The organism is Cohnella mopanensis, from assembly GCF_022352055.1.
GTDB classification, from domain to species: Bacteria; Bacillota; Bacilli; order Paenibacillales; family Paenibacillaceae; genus Cohnella; species Cohnella mopanensis.
In genome coordinates, this window is sequence record NZ_JAKRWM010000023.1 from 22,047 (window position 1) to 41,681 (window position 19,635).

Annotated in this window: 18 protein-coding genes; 8 read left to right on the forward strand and 10 right to left on the reverse strand. The window is 46.6% G+C overall.

The features are described from left to right. Window positions 1-150 precede the first annotated feature (150 nt). Entirely contained in the window at window positions 151-510 is a 360-nt protein-coding gene (locus tag L3D05_RS23900) for a winged helix-turn-helix transcriptional regulator (RefSeq protein WP_239618898.1), read from the reverse strand. A 134-nt stretch (window positions 511-644) separates the two neighbouring features. Here L3D05_RS23900 and L3D05_RS23905 point away from each other — a divergent pair, with 134 nt between their 5' ends. The 4 genes from L3D05_RS23905 (at window position 645) to L3D05_RS23920 (ending at window position 4,425) form a co-directional block, all read left to right on the forward strand. Continuing rightward, window positions 645-1,277 carry an FMN-dependent NADH-azoreductase gene (locus L3D05_RS23905; RefSeq protein ID WP_239618899.1) on the forward strand — a complete coding sequence of 211 codons (633 nt, stop codon included), beginning with the start codon at window positions 645-647 and terminating at the stop codon, window positions 1,275-1,277. Between the two features lie 221 nt (window positions 1,278-1,498). Continuing rightward, entirely contained in the window at window positions 1,499-2,668 is a 1,170-nt protein-coding gene (locus L3D05_RS23910; protein ID WP_239618900.1) for a sensor histidine kinase, read from the forward strand. Continuing rightward, window positions 2,655-3,341, forward strand: coding sequence for a response regulator (locus tag L3D05_RS23915; RefSeq protein ID WP_239618901.1), 687 nt, complete (start codon window positions 2,655-2,657; stop codon window positions 3,339-3,341). The genes L3D05_RS23910 and L3D05_RS23915 overlap by 14 nt, the downstream gene beginning before the upstream one ends. A gap of 196 nt (window positions 3,342-3,537) precedes the next feature. Further along, window positions 3,538-4,425: a CPBP family intramembrane glutamic endopeptidase gene (locus tag L3D05_RS23920; RefSeq protein WP_239618902.1), complete on the forward strand. Its 888-nt coding sequence runs from the start codon at window positions 3,538-3,540 to the stop codon at window positions 4,423-4,425. 59 nt (window positions 4,426-4,484) lie between these two features. Here L3D05_RS23920 and L3D05_RS23925 read toward each other — a convergent pair whose 3' ends face one another. From L3D05_RS23925 to L3D05_RS23950, 6 genes are all read right to left on the reverse strand, one after another. Further along, the gene (locus L3D05_RS23925; RefSeq protein WP_239618903.1) at window positions 4,485-6,083 is read right to left on the reverse strand and encodes a response regulator; all 1,599 of its coding nucleotides are present in this window, start codon (window positions 6,081-6,083) and stop codon (window positions 4,485-4,487) included. After that, window positions 6,065-7,837, reverse strand: a complete 1,773-nt coding sequence (locus L3D05_RS23930) for a cache domain-containing sensor histidine kinase (protein ID WP_239618904.1) — start codon at window positions 7,835-7,837, stop codon at window positions 6,065-6,067. Before L3D05_RS23930 ends, L3D05_RS23925 begins: the two co-directional genes overlap by 19 nt. Window positions 7,838-7,889: 52 nt before the next feature. Next, window positions 7,890-8,729: a carbohydrate ABC transporter permease gene (locus L3D05_RS23935; RefSeq protein ID WP_239618905.1), complete on the reverse strand. Its 840-nt coding sequence runs from the start codon at window positions 8,727-8,729 to the stop codon at window positions 7,890-7,892. Continuing rightward, window positions 8,726-9,625 (reverse strand): carbohydrate ABC transporter permease, encoded by a 900-nt coding sequence (locus L3D05_RS23940; RefSeq protein WP_239618906.1) that lies wholly within the window; start codon window positions 9,623-9,625, stop codon window positions 8,726-8,728. Before L3D05_RS23940 ends, L3D05_RS23935 begins: the two co-directional genes overlap by 4 nt. A 71-nt stretch (window positions 9,626-9,696) precedes the next feature. Then, on the reverse strand, window positions 9,697-11,052 hold the full coding sequence (locus tag L3D05_RS23945; protein ID WP_239618907.1) for an extracellular solute-binding protein: 1,356 nt from the start codon (window positions 11,050-11,052) through the stop codon (window positions 9,697-9,699). A gap of 117 nt (window positions 11,053-11,169) precedes the next feature. Then, window positions 11,170-13,233, reverse strand: coding sequence for a beta-galactosidase (locus L3D05_RS23950; protein WP_239618908.1), 2,064 nt, complete (start codon window positions 13,231-13,233; stop codon window positions 11,170-11,172). A gap of 214 nt (window positions 13,234-13,447) precedes the next feature. Between L3D05_RS23950 and L3D05_RS26835 the strand changes: the two genes are divergently transcribed. Then, window positions 13,448-13,591 (forward strand): matrixin family metalloprotease, encoded by a 144-nt coding sequence (locus L3D05_RS26835; protein WP_369418006.1) that lies wholly within the window; start codon window positions 13,448-13,450, stop codon window positions 13,589-13,591. Between the two features lie 20 nt (window positions 13,592-13,611). After that, a complete protein-coding gene (locus tag L3D05_RS23955; RefSeq protein ID WP_239618909.1) occupies window positions 13,612-14,226 on the forward strand; it encodes a hypothetical protein in 615 nt (204 codons plus the stop codon). Between the two features lie 42 nt (window positions 14,227-14,268). On the opposite strand, the gene L3D05_RS23960 is transcribed toward L3D05_RS23955, so the two are convergent. Further along, window positions 14,269-14,733, reverse strand: a complete 465-nt coding sequence (locus tag L3D05_RS23960; protein ID WP_239618910.1) for a GNAT family N-acetyltransferase — start codon at window positions 14,731-14,733, stop codon at window positions 14,269-14,271. 727 nt (window positions 14,734-15,460) lie between these two features. Here L3D05_RS23960 and L3D05_RS23965 point away from each other — a divergent pair. Both L3D05_RS23965 and L3D05_RS23970 read left to right on the forward strand, forming a co-directional pair. After that, window positions 15,461-16,525 carry an iron chelate uptake ABC transporter family permease subunit gene (locus L3D05_RS23965; protein WP_239618911.1) on the forward strand — a complete coding sequence of 355 codons (1,065 nt, stop codon included), beginning with the start codon at window positions 15,461-15,463 and terminating at the stop codon, window positions 16,523-16,525. 96 nt (window positions 16,526-16,621) lie between these two features. After that, entirely contained in the window at window positions 16,622-18,082 is a 1,461-nt protein-coding gene (locus L3D05_RS23970) for a WG repeat-containing protein (protein ID WP_239618912.1), read from the forward strand. A 181-nt stretch (window positions 18,083-18,263) separates the two neighbouring features. Here L3D05_RS23970 and yidC read toward each other — a convergent pair whose 3' ends face one another. Both yidC and L3D05_RS23980 read right to left on the reverse strand, forming a co-directional pair. Beyond that, window positions 18,264-19,094: a membrane protein insertase YidC gene (gene yidC / locus L3D05_RS23975; protein ID WP_239618913.1), complete on the reverse strand. Its 831-nt coding sequence runs from the start codon at window positions 19,092-19,094 to the stop codon at window positions 18,264-18,266. 12 nt (window positions 19,095-19,106) lie between these two features. Continuing rightward, window positions 19,107-19,376 carry a hypothetical protein gene (locus L3D05_RS23980; protein ID WP_239618914.1) on the reverse strand — a complete coding sequence of 90 codons (270 nt, stop codon included), beginning with the start codon at window positions 19,374-19,376 and terminating at the stop codon, window positions 19,107-19,109. Window positions 19,377-19,635: the final 259 nt, after the last annotated feature.

Here is a 19,635-nt window from a genome sequence, read left to right on the forward strand (position 1 = left end):
CTGAACAAACAGCGAAGAGGGCTTTTCCTTTGTGCGGAAAAGCCCCTCTATTGGACAATAAATTTACTATTGTCACTTGATGTCTCAAACAATATAAATCATGGACAGTTCTAGATTCACCCTAAGAAAGACTCATCAAAGGCTACAATGCTAGTCCGTTTCTGTTTGTTCACTTTTCGCCTTTTTGAGCCGCTTTCGCTCAACATGGGCCACTCCCCACTGATGTAAGAACTCCAAAATCGGAGACAAGCTCTCGCCGTATTCCGTGATGGAATATTCCACCTTCGGCGGAATTTGCGGATAAACGACTCGCTTAACGATCTCTTCCTCCTCCAATTCACGCAGACAGAGTGTGAGCATCCTTTGAGTAATATCGGGTAGCAATCTTCGCAGATCATTGAACCGCAAAGGTTTACCTTGAAGCAGATGATAGAGGATAGTCGGTTTCCATTTGCCGACTATCGAATCCATTGCCACAACGAACTGACATTGGCCAGGGTTCTTCTGCATACCGCAATCTCCCTTAAAGTACCTTTTTTAATACTATAGCACATTATTGTGCCTACTTAACAAAAGTAAGTGTGTATTTTATGATCACCTTAGGAAGTGTAATTGAATCTGATTACAGAAGGGAAGATTGATTAATGGCAACTGTACTGTACATCACCGCGCATCCCCTTGATCATCAAGCATCCTATAGCCTCGCGGTAGGCAAAGCATTTATTGAAGCATACTGCGAAGCAAATCCGGCAGATGAAGTTGTTCATTTGGATCTGTACAAAGAGAATATTCCGCCATTCGATGCTGATGTTCTACGCGGTTGGGAAAAGCTTCGGTCTGGTTCATCGTTCGATCAATTATCTGATACTGAGAAATCAAAAGTAGATCGTCTTAGGAGGATTGTTGATCAATTCGTAACCGCCGATAAGTATGTATATGTATCTCCAATGTGGAATTTCTCGATCCCGCCGGTGTTGAAAGCATACACGGATGCTACATCAATTCCGGGGAAGACGTTCAAATATACCAAAGAAGGCCCTGTGGGCCTATTACCAGACAAGAAAGCCTTGCACATTCAAGCTAGCGGTTCCGTTTATTCGGAAGGTCCGCTTGCCCAACTTGAGATGGGATACAGCTATTTGAATAAGATTCTCAAGTTCTATGGGGTTGAATCGATAGAGGCAATTTTTGTGGAAGGAACCGCTTTATCAGATCAGGCTCTGTCTGTAAAAGAAAAAGCAATTGCATATGCTAAGGAAGTTGCTAATCATTTCTAATGAGGAGCGAACCCCCTTTTGTTCACTAGCATTAGAAGGGGGTTCGCTTTTTATTTAGATGCTTATCGATTTGCCGACTACGATTGCTGCTTTCATTATTAGCAACCTTCTTCCATTGAAGATATGTGCACTTTGCACATAAAATATCTTCCTTCGGTGAGCTTCGAATTTATTGTATAATAAAGGAAATCGTGAGTAAGCTTGAGTAAGGAAGGATACCTATGAAAAGAGTTTTTTATATGATGGATTGGGGGATATTTGGGCTCCGATCCTATTATTATATTTTGCTGTTATTTCACATTTTAATGGGGAATGAATATTCGCCTCAATTGCTCTTGAACATCGTTTGGCTCTTAGCGGCCTTTATTATTCCAAGTTTATTCTGGTTTCCACAGCTAAGGATGAACAAGGAATGGTTCATCTTACTTGAACTATTGCTAGGAGGATCTTATTATTTTAAATCGTTCATGCAGGCGGTTCAGTTGGGGAGTGTCGATTATCTCATTCCGAGCCTTACAATTGGTTACTTATTGACTAGAAAGACAGCCTGGACTATGCCGATACTATTATTACTACCCTTTACCAGCATGTTATTCGGAAAAGTGACATGGGACCTGGCGCTCGGTTCAAGCTCAGATAACTTTCTTTTCTCTTTTATCGGGATTTGGGTCAACTTCATTGCCAAAGCCTATCATGAGAAAAATAAATTAGCTAAAGAAATTGATGAACAAAATAAATTGTTAACCCAGTATGCTGCCGAGATCGAAAGGATGACTCTGCTGGAGGAACGAAGTCGTATGTCTAAGGAGATGCATGATACGTTAGGACACTCTTTTATTTCCCTTATTATGAGTCTCGATGCTGCTATTGCTCTTCTAGACAAAAGACCAAATCTAGCCAAGGAGAAATTGATTAGTATAAGAGAACTGACGGAACAGAACTTGGATGAAATGAGGGACATCGTGCACAAGATGGGGGAGGAAGAGAATATAAGTTTAGTGAACCACGCCGAGAGACTCATCAACAACTTTCGGGAATATACCGGAACGGCCATTCGTCTCACGCTGAAGGGAACAGAACGGACCATTCCTTTCGATGTGCGGCAATCGATCATTCGGGTGATACAAGAGTCTTTTACGAATGCACTAAAGCATGGAAAGGCAACGGAAATTGAGCTCAGTCTCCACTTTTCTCCATCAACTTTGCGAGTTTCCATTCAGAATAATGGAATACCCTTGGATAAGATAGAGTATGGGTTCGGCCTGACAACAATGAAGAATCGGATTGAGATGCTTGGAGGTACCTTTTTAATCTCCGCCTTAGCGGTCACTGGCGCTGAAGTCAGATGCGAAATACCACTGAAGGGAGATAAGCTGTATGCCGAAAATTAAAGTGCTCATAGTTGATGATCAGGAATTGATCCTTGAAAGTCTAAATATAGTGCTAGAGATGGAAGACGATATCGAGGTCGTGGGATTGGCTAAGAATGGTGAAGAAGCTATTAACCATTGTGAAAAATCCCAACCGGATATCATCCTCATGGATATAAATATGCCTATTATGGATGGCGTTGTTGCTACCGAGAAGATCAAACTTCGATTCCCGTTAACGAAAATAATTATTCTAACTTCGTACAAAGAAGTTGAGTATGTTCTGGCAGCGTTAAGCCATGGAGCTGAAGGCTACCTGCTCAAAGCCATCCATCCCAAAAACCTTATAGCCGGCATACGGGTGGTTCACACTGGAGGCACACTCATTTCGCCAGAAATGGCAGACAAAATGATTAAAAGCATGCTGAAAAACGGTGTTTCACCGACTATGGATACAAGGGCCCTTGGGCCCGAATTGCTTGAGAAAAACAATGAATTCGGTCTTAGCACCCGCGAAGTCGAAGTTCTTCACAAGCTGGCGTTAGGTCTGCGCAATCAGGATATCGCTAAGGCATTATATCTTAGTGAAGGTACGGTTAAAAATTACATCTCCAATATTTATTCGAAATTGAATGTAAAAGGAAGAAGAGAAGCTACCTATAAGGCTAGGGAAACAGGGATCTTAGATTCTTAAGGAACGCGCCATAAAGCCGACACCGTAACGGGTGTCGGCTTTTATTTTGCTAAAGTCATATGACCACGATATGACTAAACGGGACTACTGACGTGTGACTTTTTTAACGTATAGTTTGATTTGTATCCTTCGCAATATCGGGATACACATAGAGATCCTAGATATCCTGTCAAAGGAAAAGGAGCGATAACTCATAATGAGAGAGACGAATACAACCGGCAATGAGGTACTTAACAGTAAGGGAAAGTCTAAATTTGTTGCATTCTTTCGATTCCCCCTCATCTGGATGCTCGTGGGAGCGCTTGGGATCATCCTCGCCAATGTGACATTCAGCCTGTTATCCAAAGATTTAAATGCACTAGGGTCCATCATACTGACACTTGTCGGAAGCTCCATTTTAATCGGTATTTATTGGCTTACAATGAAGTTTCTTGCGCGGCGTCCGGTTCCAGAACTTCTGTTCCAACGGCATGCGGTATCGGAATTTATTTGGGGCGCTGTCGTCGGCCTTATCTTTATCATCGTTTCAACAGCCCTTATCGTCTTATTGGATGGGTATTCATTCAAGTGGTCAGCCGAAAATGCCAGCTCTGTCGTTTGGCCTATTATCACCACACAACTCGGCGCTGCCTTCGTAGAGGAATTGATCTTTCGAGGGCTTGCCTTTCAAGCCATTGAAAAAATGGGCGGAAGTTGGATTGCACTGACCCTGACCTCCCTCTTCTTTGGGATCGCCCATCTAGGCAATCCCGGAGCTACAGTCTGGGGAGCCCTCTCTATCATCATTGAAGCTGGTGTTTTGCTAGGTGCAGCCTTTCTTTGGCGGCGCAATGTCTGGTTTATCATTGGCCTCCACTTCTTTTGGAATACAATAGAGGGACTCTTAGGTATTCCCGTCTCAGGCCACCCCTCCCCTGGTCTATTCACGGTCGAAGTTACGGGCCCGGCCCTTCTCACTGGAGGCAAATTTGGCCTTGAAGCTTCGATAATACCCGTAATCATCAGTCTGTTGATCGCCATCCCTATGCTGATTTTTGCTCGCCGCAAAGGGCATCTCATCTCTCTCCGTCAAGATCGAAAATAATATCCGAACCCGATGGGGGACAATGCTCGGAGATTGTCTCGTCGTCTCGTTGCGCGAACCTATTTATGTGAATTCCTTTTGTACTCCTGAACGGAAACCCCAATCGCTTTCTTGAATCGATGACTGAAATAATAAGGGTCTAGAATCCCGACCTTCTCCGCGATCTGATAGGCTTTCAGGCTCGTTCCGTTAAGGAGCTTCAGGGCTTCGTCCATTCGAAGCTTAAGAAGATAATCGGTGAAGCTCTGGCCCGTTTCCTCCTTAAATATCCGGCTCAGATAGCTGGCATTGAGGTGGAATCGTTCCGAGACGGAGCTTAAAGCAATCTTAGGATTAGCAAATTCTTCGGCAAGGTGAGCAATCACTTCGTCAATGATTCGATTCGTCCTTTTGTTGCGGATCCCCTTCACGTCATCCGCGGCATCTTCGGCCAAGCGGGATAACAATTGGTTAATTTCGTTGAAAGTGCGGCATCCGAACAGCTGAACATACAAAGCGCCGTTGAGCAATTGGGATCGTATGTGGTTAAATCCGAGCTCCGACATTGCGAGTTCCAGTGAAGATACGAAATGGATACCAAGCGAATAGGCTTGCTCGATCGTCTCGCCACGCGCGGAAGCCTGCGTTTGGAAGCGTTCGTAGATCGCTTGAACGGCTTGTTCCTTGATCCCCGCCTTCACGAAGAATACGATCTCTTCGATCTCGTTCAGCTTTAGATCCAAGACAGGATCTACGACGCGCATGTCCTCTCCGAACGAGATCAGTTGGCCTCCGCCGAATAGCTGACCGTATCGGAGAGCCTCCAACGCCTCTTTATAACTGTCCTTCACTCGAATAAGCGAGGAGTAAACGCTTCCGATTCCGACCGTCGCATGATAACCGAGCTTCTCTCTGACCGCGCGGACGGATTGCTCTCCGATGCACGCCAGATCGGCTGCATCCCCACGGTTCACGATGACGACCCGTCCGCCGTGGTCAAGGACCACGTCCATCGCTTCGCGCTCCTGAACGAGGAACTCCACGACCCGCATGCATCCCAATCCTGGGATCATGCTATTATCCGCGTCTTCGTTGCCCGCTTCTACGTCGATCACCGCTACTGAGCAAGAGAGCGGATCCGATGCCCCGTAGAAATATTCGTATCTGCGATTCAGTTGCTCGAGGCTGGAGTTGCCCACCAATAGGTTCAAGAGGAACTTTTCCTTCAGTTCGCGCGAATTCTCGAGCAGCTCCGTTTTTATTTTACGATACTCGTTCCAATGCGCCGTCTCCCCTTCGATCTTCTCTTTCAATTCAACGGCAAGCTTCCTCAGAACGTCAGTCTGAACGGGCTTTAATAGAAAATCATGAACTCCGATCTTGACGCTTTGCTTCGCGTACTCGAATTCGGGATACGCCGTCAGAATGACGACTTTAATGAACGGATCTCGGTCTTTAATCAGCTTGGCTAATTCAAGACCGTCCATATAAGGCATATTGATGTCCGTGAAGACGATATCCGGCCTTGCGGCCTCTATTAAATCAAGCGCTTCGTTTCCGTTGGCCGCTTCTCCGATAAATTCAAAGCCAAGCGAATTCCAATCGAGGAGCACTTGCAGAAGCTTTCTCATGTTTAACTCGTCGTCCACGGCGATTGCCGTTATTTTCCTGTTATCCATCGGGAATCCTCCAGGTAGGGCAGGTTAATGATGATCGTTGTCCCGTCTCCGGGCGAACTGGCAATCTGATAGGACATGTCGTCTCCGTAAAAAAGCTTAAATCGGGTGATGGTTCCTCTCAGACCGAAGCTGGCCGCATTGTGAACCAATTGATCTTCCCTTATGGACGCCAGCTCCTCTTCCGAGATCCCGACGCCGTCATCCTCGATCGTCAGAACGACGGTTTGGTGAGATAGCTTAGCCGAGATATTGAGCATGCCGGATAACGCCGTCGGCCTGATGCCGTGGTATAGCGCGTTCTCGATAAGCGGCTGTAGAGTTAGCTTCGGTATCGGGTAAGCTTTCAATCGTTCGTCAAGCTCGTATTCGACCGTAAACATGCCCGGATACCGGATATGCTGGATTTTTAAATAATTCCGCGCGATATCGAATTCCTCTCGGAGCGTAACGATCTCGCTGCCTTTGCTCAAGCTGAGCCTATAATATTGTCCCAGGGCCGAGATCAACCCGTACGTCTCTTCCTTGTTCCCAGCCAAAGCCAAATAACCGGCGGACTCCAACGCGTTATACAGAAAATGCGGCTTGATCTGTTGCTGAAGTATATCGAGCTCCAGCTTACGCCGAAGGTTCTGCTCCTCCTTCTCCCGCTCCATCGAGCTTTCGATTGTAGTAATCATGCTGTTGTACCGATCTTGAAGCTGCAGGAATTCGCTTGAACGGGATTGAAGTACGACTTGCTGATAGTCTCCGGCTTCAGCTTTCCGCATCGATTTCAACAAGTTCAGAATCGGACGGATGATCGACCGAGTGATCCACGTCGACCCCAAGAAGAGGAAGACGAAATGGAATAAGGCGATCGGAATCAGCACCCGGTTCACGGCGCCGTACGGATTCGGCCAGTCGCTCATGGACAGCGCGGTCGTATAACGCCATCCGCGCGATTCGATCGTGTCGAACAAATATCTTTTGCCGGATACGGTTTGGGTAAAACCGACGTTGGCATGCGAGCCGAACGCCGTAGACTTGGCAAATTCCCGAAGCCCCGGATTAGAGAAATCGATTAGAGAAAGATCTTGGCTATTCACCATAAGATCGTATTTTTTACCGTCGAAGGAATGATCGTTGAGATTGTGGATTTTGGATATCGGAACGTTAATGATGACTAAGCCGATTTGTCGGGCTGTATTCAGATCGTTGACCACTCGGATTAAGCTCAGGTACTGCTCGCCTTCCTCGCGGGTATTCAGTAACCCGCCCGCATTGATCCGCCACAGAAGGCCGCCCGTTCTGCCCACCGCTTCTTCGTACCAGGGGTACGTTCGTATATCGGTATTCTTCAGGCCGACTTTCTGCAATTCGAGAGAGTAATACAAGCCGTCGTTGCGAAACAAATTCACGGAGGCCACGTTGGTCTCCGCGAGAAAGATCGAATCGAGTTCTTTTTGTATTCTCTGATTGGAATAGACGAACTTGTCGTACGTCATATCGTCTTGAAGTAATTCCTGAACCGTACTGCTGGCGATGACCCTCTGGGAATAATTCGAGATGCTCTCGAAGAGGGAATTCATATTGGATTGAATCGCATATAAACTTTGCTCGGACACTTCCGCGATCTTGCTATCGATCAGGCTTCGGTTAAACTGTTGGTACAAGAAACCGCTTACGAGCAAGGAGAAAGACAACAACACGATATAATAAGCCATTATCTGCGTTCTGATTTTGGTGAATGTTAATCCGCGAACCCATTTTCTCATGTTGTTGTCCCGCCTCTTCCTTCGCCCTTTCACCTATCCTATCACAACGGAATTACCCCTTGATAGCTCCGGCGACGATACTCTTCTGGACTTTATCGCTTAAGAAAATATACATCAGAATTGTCGGAAGGGTAGCGATCACCATGCCCGCGGCGATAGGACCGTATTCCGTCGTATGTAGCCCCCGCAACGAATTGATGGCCACGGTAATCGTCATGAGGCTGGACTTGTTGATGAACGTATTGGCGAACATCAATTCGTTCCAGGCCGAGAGAAAAGTAAAGATCGATATGGAGACTAGGGCGGGCTTGACCAACGGCAGCATGATTCTGAAGAAAACTTGGTAAATGCTGCATCCATCCACGACGCTGGCCTCTTCCAGTTCCCGAGGAAGGGCGGAGAAAAATCCCACCAAGATAAACATGGCCGTAGGAATCGCATTCACCGTATACGGAACGATAAGCGCCCATGGTGTGTTGAGCAAATGGACATCTCTCAAAATAATGAACAGAGGCAGCAGAGTGGCATGAACGGGAATCATCAAGCCAGACATAATGATGAGAAGAACGAGCTTGCTGAGCTTCCATTTCATGCGCGTGACTGCGTACGATACCATTGAAGCGAGCAGTCCCGACGCAACCACCGTAATGGCGGTGTACCAGAGGCTGTTCGCAAAATTCCTCGCCAGATCGGAGCCGACCCATACGTATTTGTAATTCTCGAACATCCATTTGCTTGGCAGTCCGATCACGTTGCTTCCGGTAATTTCAAGGTTCGTTTTGAACGACGTCAGCACAAGCCATACGAGCGGATAAAGCTGTACGACTGCGAAAGCGATGAGAAAGAACTGCAGCACCACGTTGCTCCACTTCGTTCTTAAGGCGGAGATCATCTCGCCACCTCCTCTTCACGCGATCGAAACAGCCGCTGCAACGCAAAGTATACGAGTAGGCATTCCAGTACCATGAAGACGGCCATGACGCTTCCGTAACCGTACATATTTCTTCTGAAGATCGCGTTGTACATTAAAGTACTCGGAACGTCGGTTGCAGGCTGCGGCGCGCCGTTCGTCATAATGAAAGTCAGGTCGAAAAATTTAAGCGAACCAATGACGGCGAAGATGACGCATACCTTGATGATGGGAGCGATCAATGGAATGACGATGGAGAACGTCATTCGCCAGCCGGAAGCCCCGTCGATCTTGGCGGCTTCGAACAGATCTTCCGATATGCCTTTGATGGCCGCATACATGAGAAGCATATAATAGCCGACCCATTGCCACACCGCCGGCAAGAAGATGCTCGATAAGGCCGTTTTGTCTTCGGTCAGCCAATCGTGCTTCCATGAGCCGAGACCTAATTGATCCAAGACGATATTCAGTACGCCATAGTTAGGGTTCAAGACGGAAAGAAACAAAAGGCCGATGACGGCCGAAGATATCGTGACCGGAATAAAGAAAAACGTTCGATAAAATTTTTCGCCTTTGATGCCTCTCGCCAGAACGTGCGCGAGGAAGAAAGCAAATGGTAGTTGCACGCAAACCGATAGAATGGCCAAATAAAACGTATTCCACACCGAGTTCAGGAATTTAATGCCATAGGTATCATTGACAAAGAGATCTTGATATAACGCGAATCCGACGAACTTCCCTTTGCCGAAGCCATCCCATTCCAGCAAGCTGTAGTAAACGGATTGAACAATTGGAAGAAATCCCACGACGATGAACAATATCAACGTAGGAAGCACGAATACCGCAATGGCTTTCTTGTTGCCGAATACTTGCTGCATGGTTCGCCCTCCTTGAAACGAACGGCGGACAAACGATCTGTCCGCCCTTCCGTTCGAATCTGAACTCCCCTCTATTTGCCGGGGTTTATTTTGGATTGAAGCTCTTTGTTGAACTCTTCGGGAGTGATTTTGCCCGCGGAGAACTGCATCAGCGAGGCAAACATCGATTCCGTATCGTTGCCGTTAAGCATCTGATCCCACCAGTAAGAGAAGCCGGTAGCCGTGGAGGATAGTTGACCGATCTTGATCGCCAGCGGGTCGACCTTCGAAGTGTCACCCAGATCGCCCTTCCAAGCGGAAGAACCGGAGCCTGCCATGAATACTTCCTTAGCCATCGTTTCCATGAAGAATTTATAGACTTTCCATACGCGCTCTTTGTTTGCTACCTTCGCGTTAATAAAGAAAGATTCGCCGGAACCGCCGTGCCATTCGTCCGCATTACCTTTACCTCCCGCAATTTCCGGGAATTTGACGACGTCGACCTTGCCTTTCACTTGCGAATCCGGAGCGTCGATCTGACCGTTCACCCAGGCTCCCATATACAGCATGGCGGCCTTCCCAGTCAGGAACATATTGATCGAATCGTCGTAGGACGTGCCGAGCGGATTTGCCCCGAACGCTTTCGTATCAAACAATTGCTTATATTTCCGGCTGGCCTCTTGGAATTCCGGTGTATCGAACGAACCCGTCTTCGTCAAAGCCGCGTTCACCGCCGCCGTTCCGCCCATCCGAATATCCAGAATGGAATTCCAGAACATCGCCGGCCAACGGTCTTTGCCGCCTAGCGCGATCGGCGTAATGCCCTTGGCTTTCAGCGCATCGATGGCTGCCGTCAGTTCTTCCCACGTCGTCGGAACTTTCGCACCCGCCGATGCGAATAATTCCGTGTTCACGTATAGATTGGCCGTTGAGATATTCGTCGGCAAGCCGTAGAGATTGCCGTTGAACGTGAAGTTATCGGTCGTTCCCGGAACCAGATTATCCATCGTGCCGTCTTGTGCCAAATCTTGCAAGGACAAGACGCGGTTACCCGCGACGAACGGTTGAGCGAAGCCGCCACCCCACGAGAAGAAAATGTCCGGCAATTCATCCGCCGCGGAAGCCGTTTTGATCTTTGTTTTATAGGCTTCCCCGCCGATGCCCGTATGCTCGATTTCTACGTTAGGAAACTGGGCTTTCGTCGCTTCCAGCGCTTTGTAGAAGCCGATAAATCCGCCGTCTTTGGAATTCGGATCGGAGAATTGCGACCACATCGTGATCTTGATTTTTTCATCCGACGGACTTGCCGGAGCGGAGTTCTCAGCGGTTGCCGATGGCTGTACGCTTGCGGAATTCCCATTGTTGTTATTACCGCTACCGCACGCGGCCAGAGTGAACAAAAGCGTTGCTGCCAAACCCGTCATTGCCGTTTTTTTGAAAAGCTTCATTTTCTTTGACCTCCTGTATGATGTGAAATAAACCGCTTTCATTAACTATCTTAATCCTTCCGTGGAGATAAACCATGTATGCACTTTACCTAAAAGATAGAATCTTTTTACCGTTACTCAGACTAGCACCAGTACGCCATAAGGCTCCAGTTCGATCTCTCCCTCTAAGGCATTGCCGGTAAGCACATCGACCGATCCCCGCTGCAATTGTACGTTAACCGCTTGTCCCGAATAGTTAAGCGCGAAAACGAAAGATTCGCCCGTCTCTGGATGCCGTCGAACGGCGAGCTCGACCTCGACCGGCACGCGTACGATATCCTCGGCCGTCTTCCGCAGTCCCAATTCCGGCAATAGCTTGCGTACGACCGCTTCGTTGTAAGCGGCGCCGTAATAGTACGCGCGACCTTTGCCCTGCTCGTTGACGGTCAAGGCCGGTTTGCCGGCGTAATAATCGGAAGCATATTTCGCGATCACTTTCACGCTATTGGATTCCACTCGCAAGATATCATTAAATTCGTCGGCCGTGGCGGCGAACGGTTGATCCTCGTCGTTATCTTCAACCCAGCGTAACGCTGGAGCCGACGCATTCCCCGTAATGATCGTGAAATCCTCGACCGTAATCCCGCACAAGGAAGCGGCGAAACCAGGCAACGGCATCATCCGGGTATGTCCATGTTCGTTCTTGTATCCTGTCCGCGCTCCGAATAATACGATGCCTCCCGCCTCGACGTAAGAACGGAGCAACAGGGCTACGGCCTCCGTCAAGATCGTCGGATGCGGATATACGAGCACTCGGTAACCTTGCAGCTTGGCAAGAGTCGTCCGGTTCGTCAGCGTGAACGAATCCACGGCAATGTGCTCCCGTTGCAGTGTTTTGAACCATGCTCTCGTGCTTTGCGCGCTTAAAGGGCCATGCCATGCGTCGAACTCGCCGTCCCAACTGTTATCGTAGTCGCTAACGATGGCGATGTCCGCTTCGTAGCGGCTTTGCGCCAACCTTTCGCCGACCCGCAACAATTCTTGACCAATGCGGCCAGCCTCGTGGACTCTTCTGTTTGGCTGGTTATGATAGTCGTTGATGCCGTGCCAATAGATTTCAGTGCCGAAGGTCGCCGTTCGCCAACGGAAATAGAGCAGCATGTCCGCGCCATGGGCGATCGACTGGTACGTCCATAGCCGCATTTGGCCTGGTTTCGGCGCAGGCATGGCGAACTTGTTGACCCAACCTCCGGGTCCGGATTGCTGCTCCATGATGGCATAGTTCGGGGAGATCGAGCGCACGCCGCTCAGATGCCAGCTCCACATCCGGTCAAGCAAAGGATCGGGGCCTTCATCCGGATTAATCGAAGAGAACTGCGGATACGAATCGTAGGAGAAGAAATCCAGAAGCTCTTCCGTTAACCGGTGATTGTCGATATGGCCGAACAAACCGTTGGTCGTAATCCAGTGTTGCTGCCCCACGACCTCCCTCAGTATATCGGCTTGGACGCGCGCGAACCCAATGACGCTGTCGGATATGAACCGCTTCTCGTCCAGCGTCTGATGAGGATTCGGCGAATTCGTCGGCGTCGGCCTCGACAGATGTACCTGTTCCCATGCCGTGTACGTTTGACTCCAGAAGACGGTACCCCACACCTGATTGAGAGTATCCAAAGAACCGTACTTGTTTTCCAGCCATTCGCGAAAAGCGACGTGGTCGGCATCCGAATAGAAGACGTTGATCTCACAGTTTAGCTCATTATCGATCTGCCAGCCGACGACCGCCGGATGATCCTTGAAGCGCTCGGCCATGTTCCTCGTGATCCGGGCGCAAAGCCGCCGATACACTTGACTATTATAATTGTAGTGCCTCCGCATGCCGTGTCTGTATGGGATACCCTCCATATTAACGTTCAGAACTTCAGGATAGCGATGCGTCAGCCATGCCGGCGGCGTCGCCGTTGGCGTACCTAGAATGACTTGGAGACCATGGCGGTGAGCGGCATCAAGCGCCCTATCAAATAAATCGAACCGAAATACGCCTTCTTCCGGTTCCATGTACGCCCAGGCAAATTCGGCAACGCGAATAACCGTGAAGCCAAGTTCCCGCATGCGACGGTAGTCGTCTTCCCATAGTGACTCTTCCCATTGTTCCGGATAATAGCATACGCCGAGCCGGATCGTTTCTTCTTGTAATGGCATCGAAATACACATCCCCCTGATGCTTAAGTATGATCGAATTGGTGAAAGCGATTTCGTTAATATTATCACCGATCCTCCGCCGCTCAAATGGAATGTCTTTACCTGATTGATGCGATTTCATGACTTTATTTCAGACTAGTCTAGTCTCGGATGGATCAAGCCTGATTCGCATTTATTCAAAATAAAGCGGCAGTCCTTGAACGAGAAATCGTCCTTGGCTGCCGCTTTTATGTGCCATGCCCTTGGGCTTGCACATTATACTGGTTATAATGCATTAATGGATGCAAACATCGGGCTTATAACATCACCTTCATTGATAACCAGTGATGACATTACAGGTATCCGTTCACTTTATTAACATTTTAAGGAGGGTTTTGAGTGAGAAAATCATTTATTGTGATGAGTTGTTTGTTATTCGTAGCCATCATTTCTGGTTGCGGGATGAAACAACAAGCAGTTGAAACAAACTCCAGTGTTAACAGTGGAGGAGCAGCATCTCTTGTAAAATACTACAATACGATTGAAGAATTAACAGGCGACGCAAAAGAAATCCTTGAGATAAAAGTTAAAGACCAGGAAACTATTACTTATGGGGATCTACCTTTTACAATCTCTACTGTAGATGTCGAGTCATCTTATAAGGGAACCCATCAAAAAGGGGATACGGTTAGAATTATCGAGACTGGCGGAGAGTACACACCACTCGACAAACAAGGAAAGCCTTTTCCTAAAACTAATTTTAAGTTTAATGGAATACCAGTTCTAGGTGAAAATGAGCATGCAGTAGTATTTTTGGATAAATTCGTTGGCCCCCAAGTAGAAGGAGAAGTGTATGTTCCGCTTGGAGTTTATCAAGGAAAATTTAAAGTGGATGAATCGACTGGGGAACTGATTCAACAAGCACCTGATACTGAAAAAATAAAGGGATATGAAAAGACTAAATTAGATAAATTTTCAGAACTAATAAACAAAGGTAAACAAGACAACAATTGAACTAACGTACCCGTTAGCTGAACTTATATTGATTGAATTCGTTTATGAGACAATGGATAATTCCATAAATATTTCAGCAATATCATTATCATTGTATTTTGGTATCTCATAAAAGCCAAAACTTCGAAACACTGACATCGCTTTATAAGATTGTTTCTCAGTGTCCAACCTCAGCTTTATTAATCCAGCTTGTCTTGCAAATTCTATTATTTGGCTCATCATGCTTTTGCCGTAACCCTTATCTTGATGTTCAGGTAAGACGAAGAACCTCTTTATTTCACCGATTCTGTTTTCAGAATCAATACCCTTTAAACCAATAGTCCCAATAACGCTCTGTTCTCCCTTCAATAACCAGAATCCGCCCCCCGTCTCAAAATATAGAAGTTCAATACTTCTAATATCTGAATGCGACCCTTCAGGATCAAAGACATATCCTCTGGAAACATACATAGTTTTCATAAACTCTTCCAATTGATCCTGGTCTGATCTAATGTATCTCTGCAGCAAAAAGCATTCCCCTCTCTCGTGGATAGAACTTCTTTACTCTCGTTCTCCGTTAGTTCAGCGAGGCATTGTTTCTATAGCTCGATCTTCCTCCAAACGCTCTCCTTCCTTGTCCGATTAGATTTCCAAAATTTATCATTATTATAAATGATCAGGATTAACGCCGCCAAGCCGGGGGATACCGGGAACGCCAAGGAAAGCCAAGCGGATTGCTTCGGAAGGTGCTCGTTCACTTGCGCCGCACCTGTTTGTGGATGGCCGGAAGCACAACCGACAAGCGTTCAACAACAACTTGACCCGACTGCCGGACTGTGGCTGGCTCTGTGGTTCCTGCAACTGCTTTCGTCGGGTTCTTGTTTGCAAACGGATGATAGACCAAACAACATTTTAATCATTAATAATACGTTATTACGAACTATTACTATTATTGCAAATAGAAACACCAAGGGATATAAATAATCATAGCAGTTTGCAATGCAGACCAAATTCACTCCAAACGAAAACCCTCAGCAGTTAGATTTGCGTAATAACTAGTTAAACCTCTAAGCGAAATTGAAATGAAAATAGCAACAAACACAGAAATAACCAATATCCGTCCTGTTTTTTTCAGAGAAAGTCTACGATCCATTTCCAACTACTTAACGCTGGAGCAAGTATTCAAATACTCCACTAACGTTTTTTCGAACTCTTACCGATACAACATTTATACCAAATATTGGGGGACGTTTTAATGGAACAGGGTTTTATTCAGGAGAGTAGCAGAGCAAGGCTTATTACGAGCAAAAATGTAATTTTGCTTGTAATGGGCTGTTTTGCGATTGTGGGGGCTTTTATATTTGCGATTTTAAAAAGTGGCATAATCTCGCTCTCACTTACCGACATCTTTAATGCTATTTTTCATCACGATCCAGATTCGGATATGGACAAATTTATTAGGGAAATACGTTTACCCATTGCTATTAACTCACTATTATATGGTGCTGCCTTAGCGACAGCGGGTGTGTTATTGCAACGTGTTACTCGCATGACAACAGCGTGCCCGTCTACTTTAGGATTAATTCCGGCCAGTATCGTGGCAATGGTTTTTGCAAGCCCCCTTATTGATGTATTTAGTCAAGGTAATGAATGGATGTATGTACTTGTTTATATAGGGGGCGCAGGCTGCGGGTTATTGCTCGCATATTTTTTTTCGCTTGTGCTTCCAATAAAGCCACCTGGGTTACGAAGATTAACTGGAGGGCTGGTGGCAGTTGGTGTTACTAGCTTAGTACTTTTCTTCTCATCCACTTTGTGGGAGCTAGATGTGCCGTTGAATATGTTTCAAAAAGGTTTTAACACTAACTCTGTTTTGATTCCTATAGGGCTGATTGGGATATTTCTCAGTCTCGGATTATCGGGACGAATGAATGGCAGTCAGCAGAAAAGTCCGGTATGGCTCATAGGTAGCTGCTTAGTTTTGGCCATTGTTCTTACAGGAACATCTGCGATGACACTAGGGAACTGGGCAATGATAGGCTTGGTTTCCTCAGCACTTGCCCGTTGGCTTGCCGGAGGGGATTATCGGATTGTGATGCCGGTAGCAGCTATAATTGGCGGGGTTGTCGTATCCGTAATGAATACACTTTCTACATTAATTGCTCCTCCTTTTGAAACTCCTCTTTATTTTGTGACAGCTCTGATTGGAACACCTGTTCTTGTTATTTTGATATGGAAAGAAGCCATCCGTTATGCCAACAGGGCAAAGGACGATAAGCTGGCTCCTGATGCTCGTCAACCGCTTGAAGATCAGCGATAACACTCATCGATAAAAAGGGGGGCTTGCAAATTATGTCGAATGATAAATGGATAGAATTGTAACCATTCTGCTGCGTGCTATCGAGAGTTGAACTTATTGAAGAAAAAGTGGGCATGGATTAGCGTCATTTCTTTTGTGATAGTAAGTGTGTCATTGATATTGATCTGGAATTCCAATAAATCTGCAACATCCATTCTACGGGATTCGAATGGTTCCATTATCTATCAAGGCAAACTCGATAAAGATGGAAAATACAATGGGAAAGGTACGCTTTACGACGAGAACGGCGCTATATCGGCTCAAGGCGTGTTCAAGAAAGGGAAGCTTTGGACAGGCAAATCGGGATTGGTCGAATATAAAGAGGGGAAGATCGTTAACTTCTTAGAGCCCGTGCAGATCGGAGAGCTATGGGGCTATGTCACGCTTAACGGAAAGATTGTGATCGAGCCGCAATTTCAATATGCGTATTCTTTCAGCGAGGGTCTAGCTTTAGTCACGACCGAGGATGAAAAATGGGGTTACATCGATCTGACCGGTCAATATGTGATCGAGCCGCAATACTATTACGCCTTATCGTTCAAGAATGGGATCGCGCCAGTCGTTACAAAAATAGACGGAGATTCGGATACGCCTACTTTCAAAAGCGGATATATCGATACGCAGGGGAACTACGTCATTGCCCCTGAATTTCTATATGCTGGGCCTTTCGTGGGCGATCTAGCGGTGGTCGGGGTGGGTCACCCTCAGGATATAAAAATGGGCTTAATAGACAAGCAAGGCCGTTATGCGATCGAGCCTCGATTCAGCACCGTTTCCCATGAATTCAAGGACGGATTATTAGCTGCTGCCGAGTATGTGAACGACGATACAGAACTGTGGGGATTCGTAGATACACAGGGAAAATGGGTCATTGAGCCGCAGTATTCCGAAGTCAAACCTTTCTCGGAGGGGCTGGCGACCGTGGCCTTCTCCAACGAGGACGGAGAACAACGCTGGGGCATCATTAATAAGGACGGTCAATATATTATCCAACCCGAATATGAACTTCTTGGAGAATGTAAGGATGGACGCATTGCATTCATCACCGATAACCAAGAAGGCGAGAATGCCTATGGCTATTTCGACGCAACGGGCAACGTTGCTATTGAGCCTAAATTTGAATTCGCCGGGGATTTCCATGACGGTCTTGCGAATGTAAGCGTAAATGAATCCGAGGACTTTGGACACATGGGCTATATTAATACAAAAGGCGAATGGGTTATTAACCCGCAATATAGAGTTTTCGCAGAGCCATTCGAGGGCGATTATGCCGTCGTCGATAGGAGCGGGGAGGAGTATGGACTGATCGATAAGCAAGGGAATTTTGTGATCGAGCCGAAATATGCGATTATGGACTACCTCGAGAACGGGCTTGTTGTTGTCGGAGTAAACGAATCCGAAGGAAGCTTGGAGCGGAAATACGGGTTCATGTCTCCCGAAGGAGACATGCTCATTGAGCCACAATATGCACATGTTGAAAGGTATCCCGAAATATCTTTTCAACTTACGTGGAAGTAGCCCTGTGCTGTCATGTCCATCGCAAGGTACAGATAATAGTGTAAATAGCATTCAATGAAGTGAAATGCTTGCGAATCGGACCAATTAAAAACCAACATAAAAAATACAGAGTTGCTGAGGTCACGCCTCAGATGCTCTGTATTTAGTATTTAATATGACTGTTTCACTTTTAATGAATCTTCTACTCCGCCAGAGAGGTTTTTGCTTGCTGCATTGGCTTCGCGTACATTTTATTGAGTATAATCGTTTGCACGATAATGAATATACCGCCAACCGCCCAATATAACGGCAACGCCGCCGGCATCGCAAAAGAAAACACACCCATCATGATCGGGGACAACAATCCGATGAAAGCCATTTGGTTATTTTGATATTGCTGATACTGCGCTGAAGCGGATTGCGACACGCGAAATTGAACGTAATAAACCGCAGCGGCAATGAGCGGCAAAATCATATCCGTTTTCCCCAAGCTAAACCATAGAAAGTCGTGAGCTGCGATCTCTGGGGTACGACGAATGGCGTAATAAAACGCGAGGGTGATCGGCCATTGGATAAGCATCGGCAAGCACCCTATGTTTAAGGGATTGACTTGGTGCTTCTGGTAAAGCTGCATCATCTCGACTTGCTGTTTCTTTTTTGCCTCCGCGCTGACGTCGTTCTTATACTTCTCCTTAAGTAAGCTTAACTCCGGCTGGAGGACGGCCATCTTTTCTTTCATTGCCATTTGCTTCTTAGTTTGATTCATCATGAGCGGCATGATCGCAAATCTGATGATGAATGTCATCAGCACGATCGATAATCCGTAGTCTCCGTGAAACGCATTCGCGAAAAAATTGATCAGAATCGAGAACGGATAAATAAAGTAGTGGTTAAATATCCCTGACGAATCGGCATTAATCGGGTTTGATGGGGATGCTGTCGAGCATCCGCTAAGCAGAATTACCGGAATAATCCCGATTAACATGATGAGAATAGGCTTTGCCCATTTTTGGAGCATCAAAATCTTTTTCAAAAATTGTCCTCCCTAATTGAATGTTTGGAAATTCCAATGTGGGGAAGGACTATTGGCATCTTCATCAGGCGCTTCTTTTCGTCTGGCGATACGCGCTATCCACCGCTGGATACCGTCGAGCTGAGGCTGTCTGACAGACACGTACAATGCTGAACCGGTCGCAGCATCTTCATGACTCCAGCGTATCACTCGAGTAGAAAAATAGGTGAATGGAAGAACCAATATAGAAGAGATGAGACCGATCGAGAGCGCCAATTGAACAAAGTCAAAAATATGCTCCAACCAAATCCACCTCCATCTGAGCCGATTTGTAAATATTGGGATAATTATATCATGATTCAGATGCAAAAAAAATCCGCAGTATCGGAAGAAACAGAACACCAAGCCATAAAAAATACAGAGCAACGGCATTCCTCTCGCCGTGCTCTGTATTTCACTTCACAAACTATTATGCACTTTCCAACACTTATTCCTCGCCAGTAGCAATCGGGTTCTCGCTGTAAGAAATCCAATCACTCCAATTGAATTATTACTTCGACAC

Bases quoted from the DNA above. Each gene is read 5' to 3' on its own strand.
- L3D05_RS23965 (WP_239618911.1), top strand. From the start codon at position 15,461: ATGGAACAGGGTTTTATTCAGGAGAGTAGCAGAGCAAGGCTTATTACG.
- L3D05_RS23935 (WP_239618905.1), bottom strand. From the start codon at position 8,729: ATGATCTCCGCCTTAAGAACGAAGTGGAGCAACGTGGTGCTGCAGTTC.
- L3D05_RS23900 (WP_239618898.1), bottom strand. From the start codon at position 510: ATGCAGAAGAACCCTGGCCAATGTCAGTTCGTTGTGGCAATGGATTCG.
- L3D05_RS23915 (WP_239618901.1), top strand. From the start codon at position 2,655: ATGCCGAAAATTAAAGTGCTCATAGTTGATGATCAGGAATTGATCCTT.
- L3D05_RS23945 (WP_239618907.1), bottom strand. From the start codon at position 11,052: ATGAAGCTTTTCAAAAAAACGGCAATGACGGGTTTGGCAGCAACGCTT.
- L3D05_RS23950 (WP_239618908.1), bottom strand. From the start codon at position 13,233: ATGCCATTACAAGAAGAAACGATCCGGCTCGGCGTATGCTATTATCCG.
- L3D05_RS23940 (WP_239618906.1), bottom strand. From the start codon at position 9,625: ATGCAGCAAGTATTCGGCAACAAGAAAGCCATTGCGGTATTCGTGCTT.
- L3D05_RS23920 (WP_239618902.1), top strand. From the start codon at position 3,538: ATGAGAGAGACGAATACAACCGGCAATGAGGTACTTAACAGTAAGGGA.
- L3D05_RS23905 (WP_239618899.1), top strand. From the start codon at position 645: ATGGCAACTGTACTGTACATCACCGCGCATCCCCTTGATCATCAAGCA.
- L3D05_RS23925 (WP_239618903.1), bottom strand. From the start codon at position 6,083: ATGGATAACAGGAAAATAACGGCAATCGCCGTGGACGACGAGTTAAAC.
- L3D05_RS23910 (WP_239618900.1), top strand. From the start codon at position 1,499: ATGAAAAGAGTTTTTTATATGATGGATTGGGGGATATTTGGGCTCCGA.
- L3D05_RS23930 (WP_239618904.1), bottom strand. From the start codon at position 7,837: ATGAGAAAATGGGTTCGCGGATTAACATTCACCAAAATCAGAACGCAG.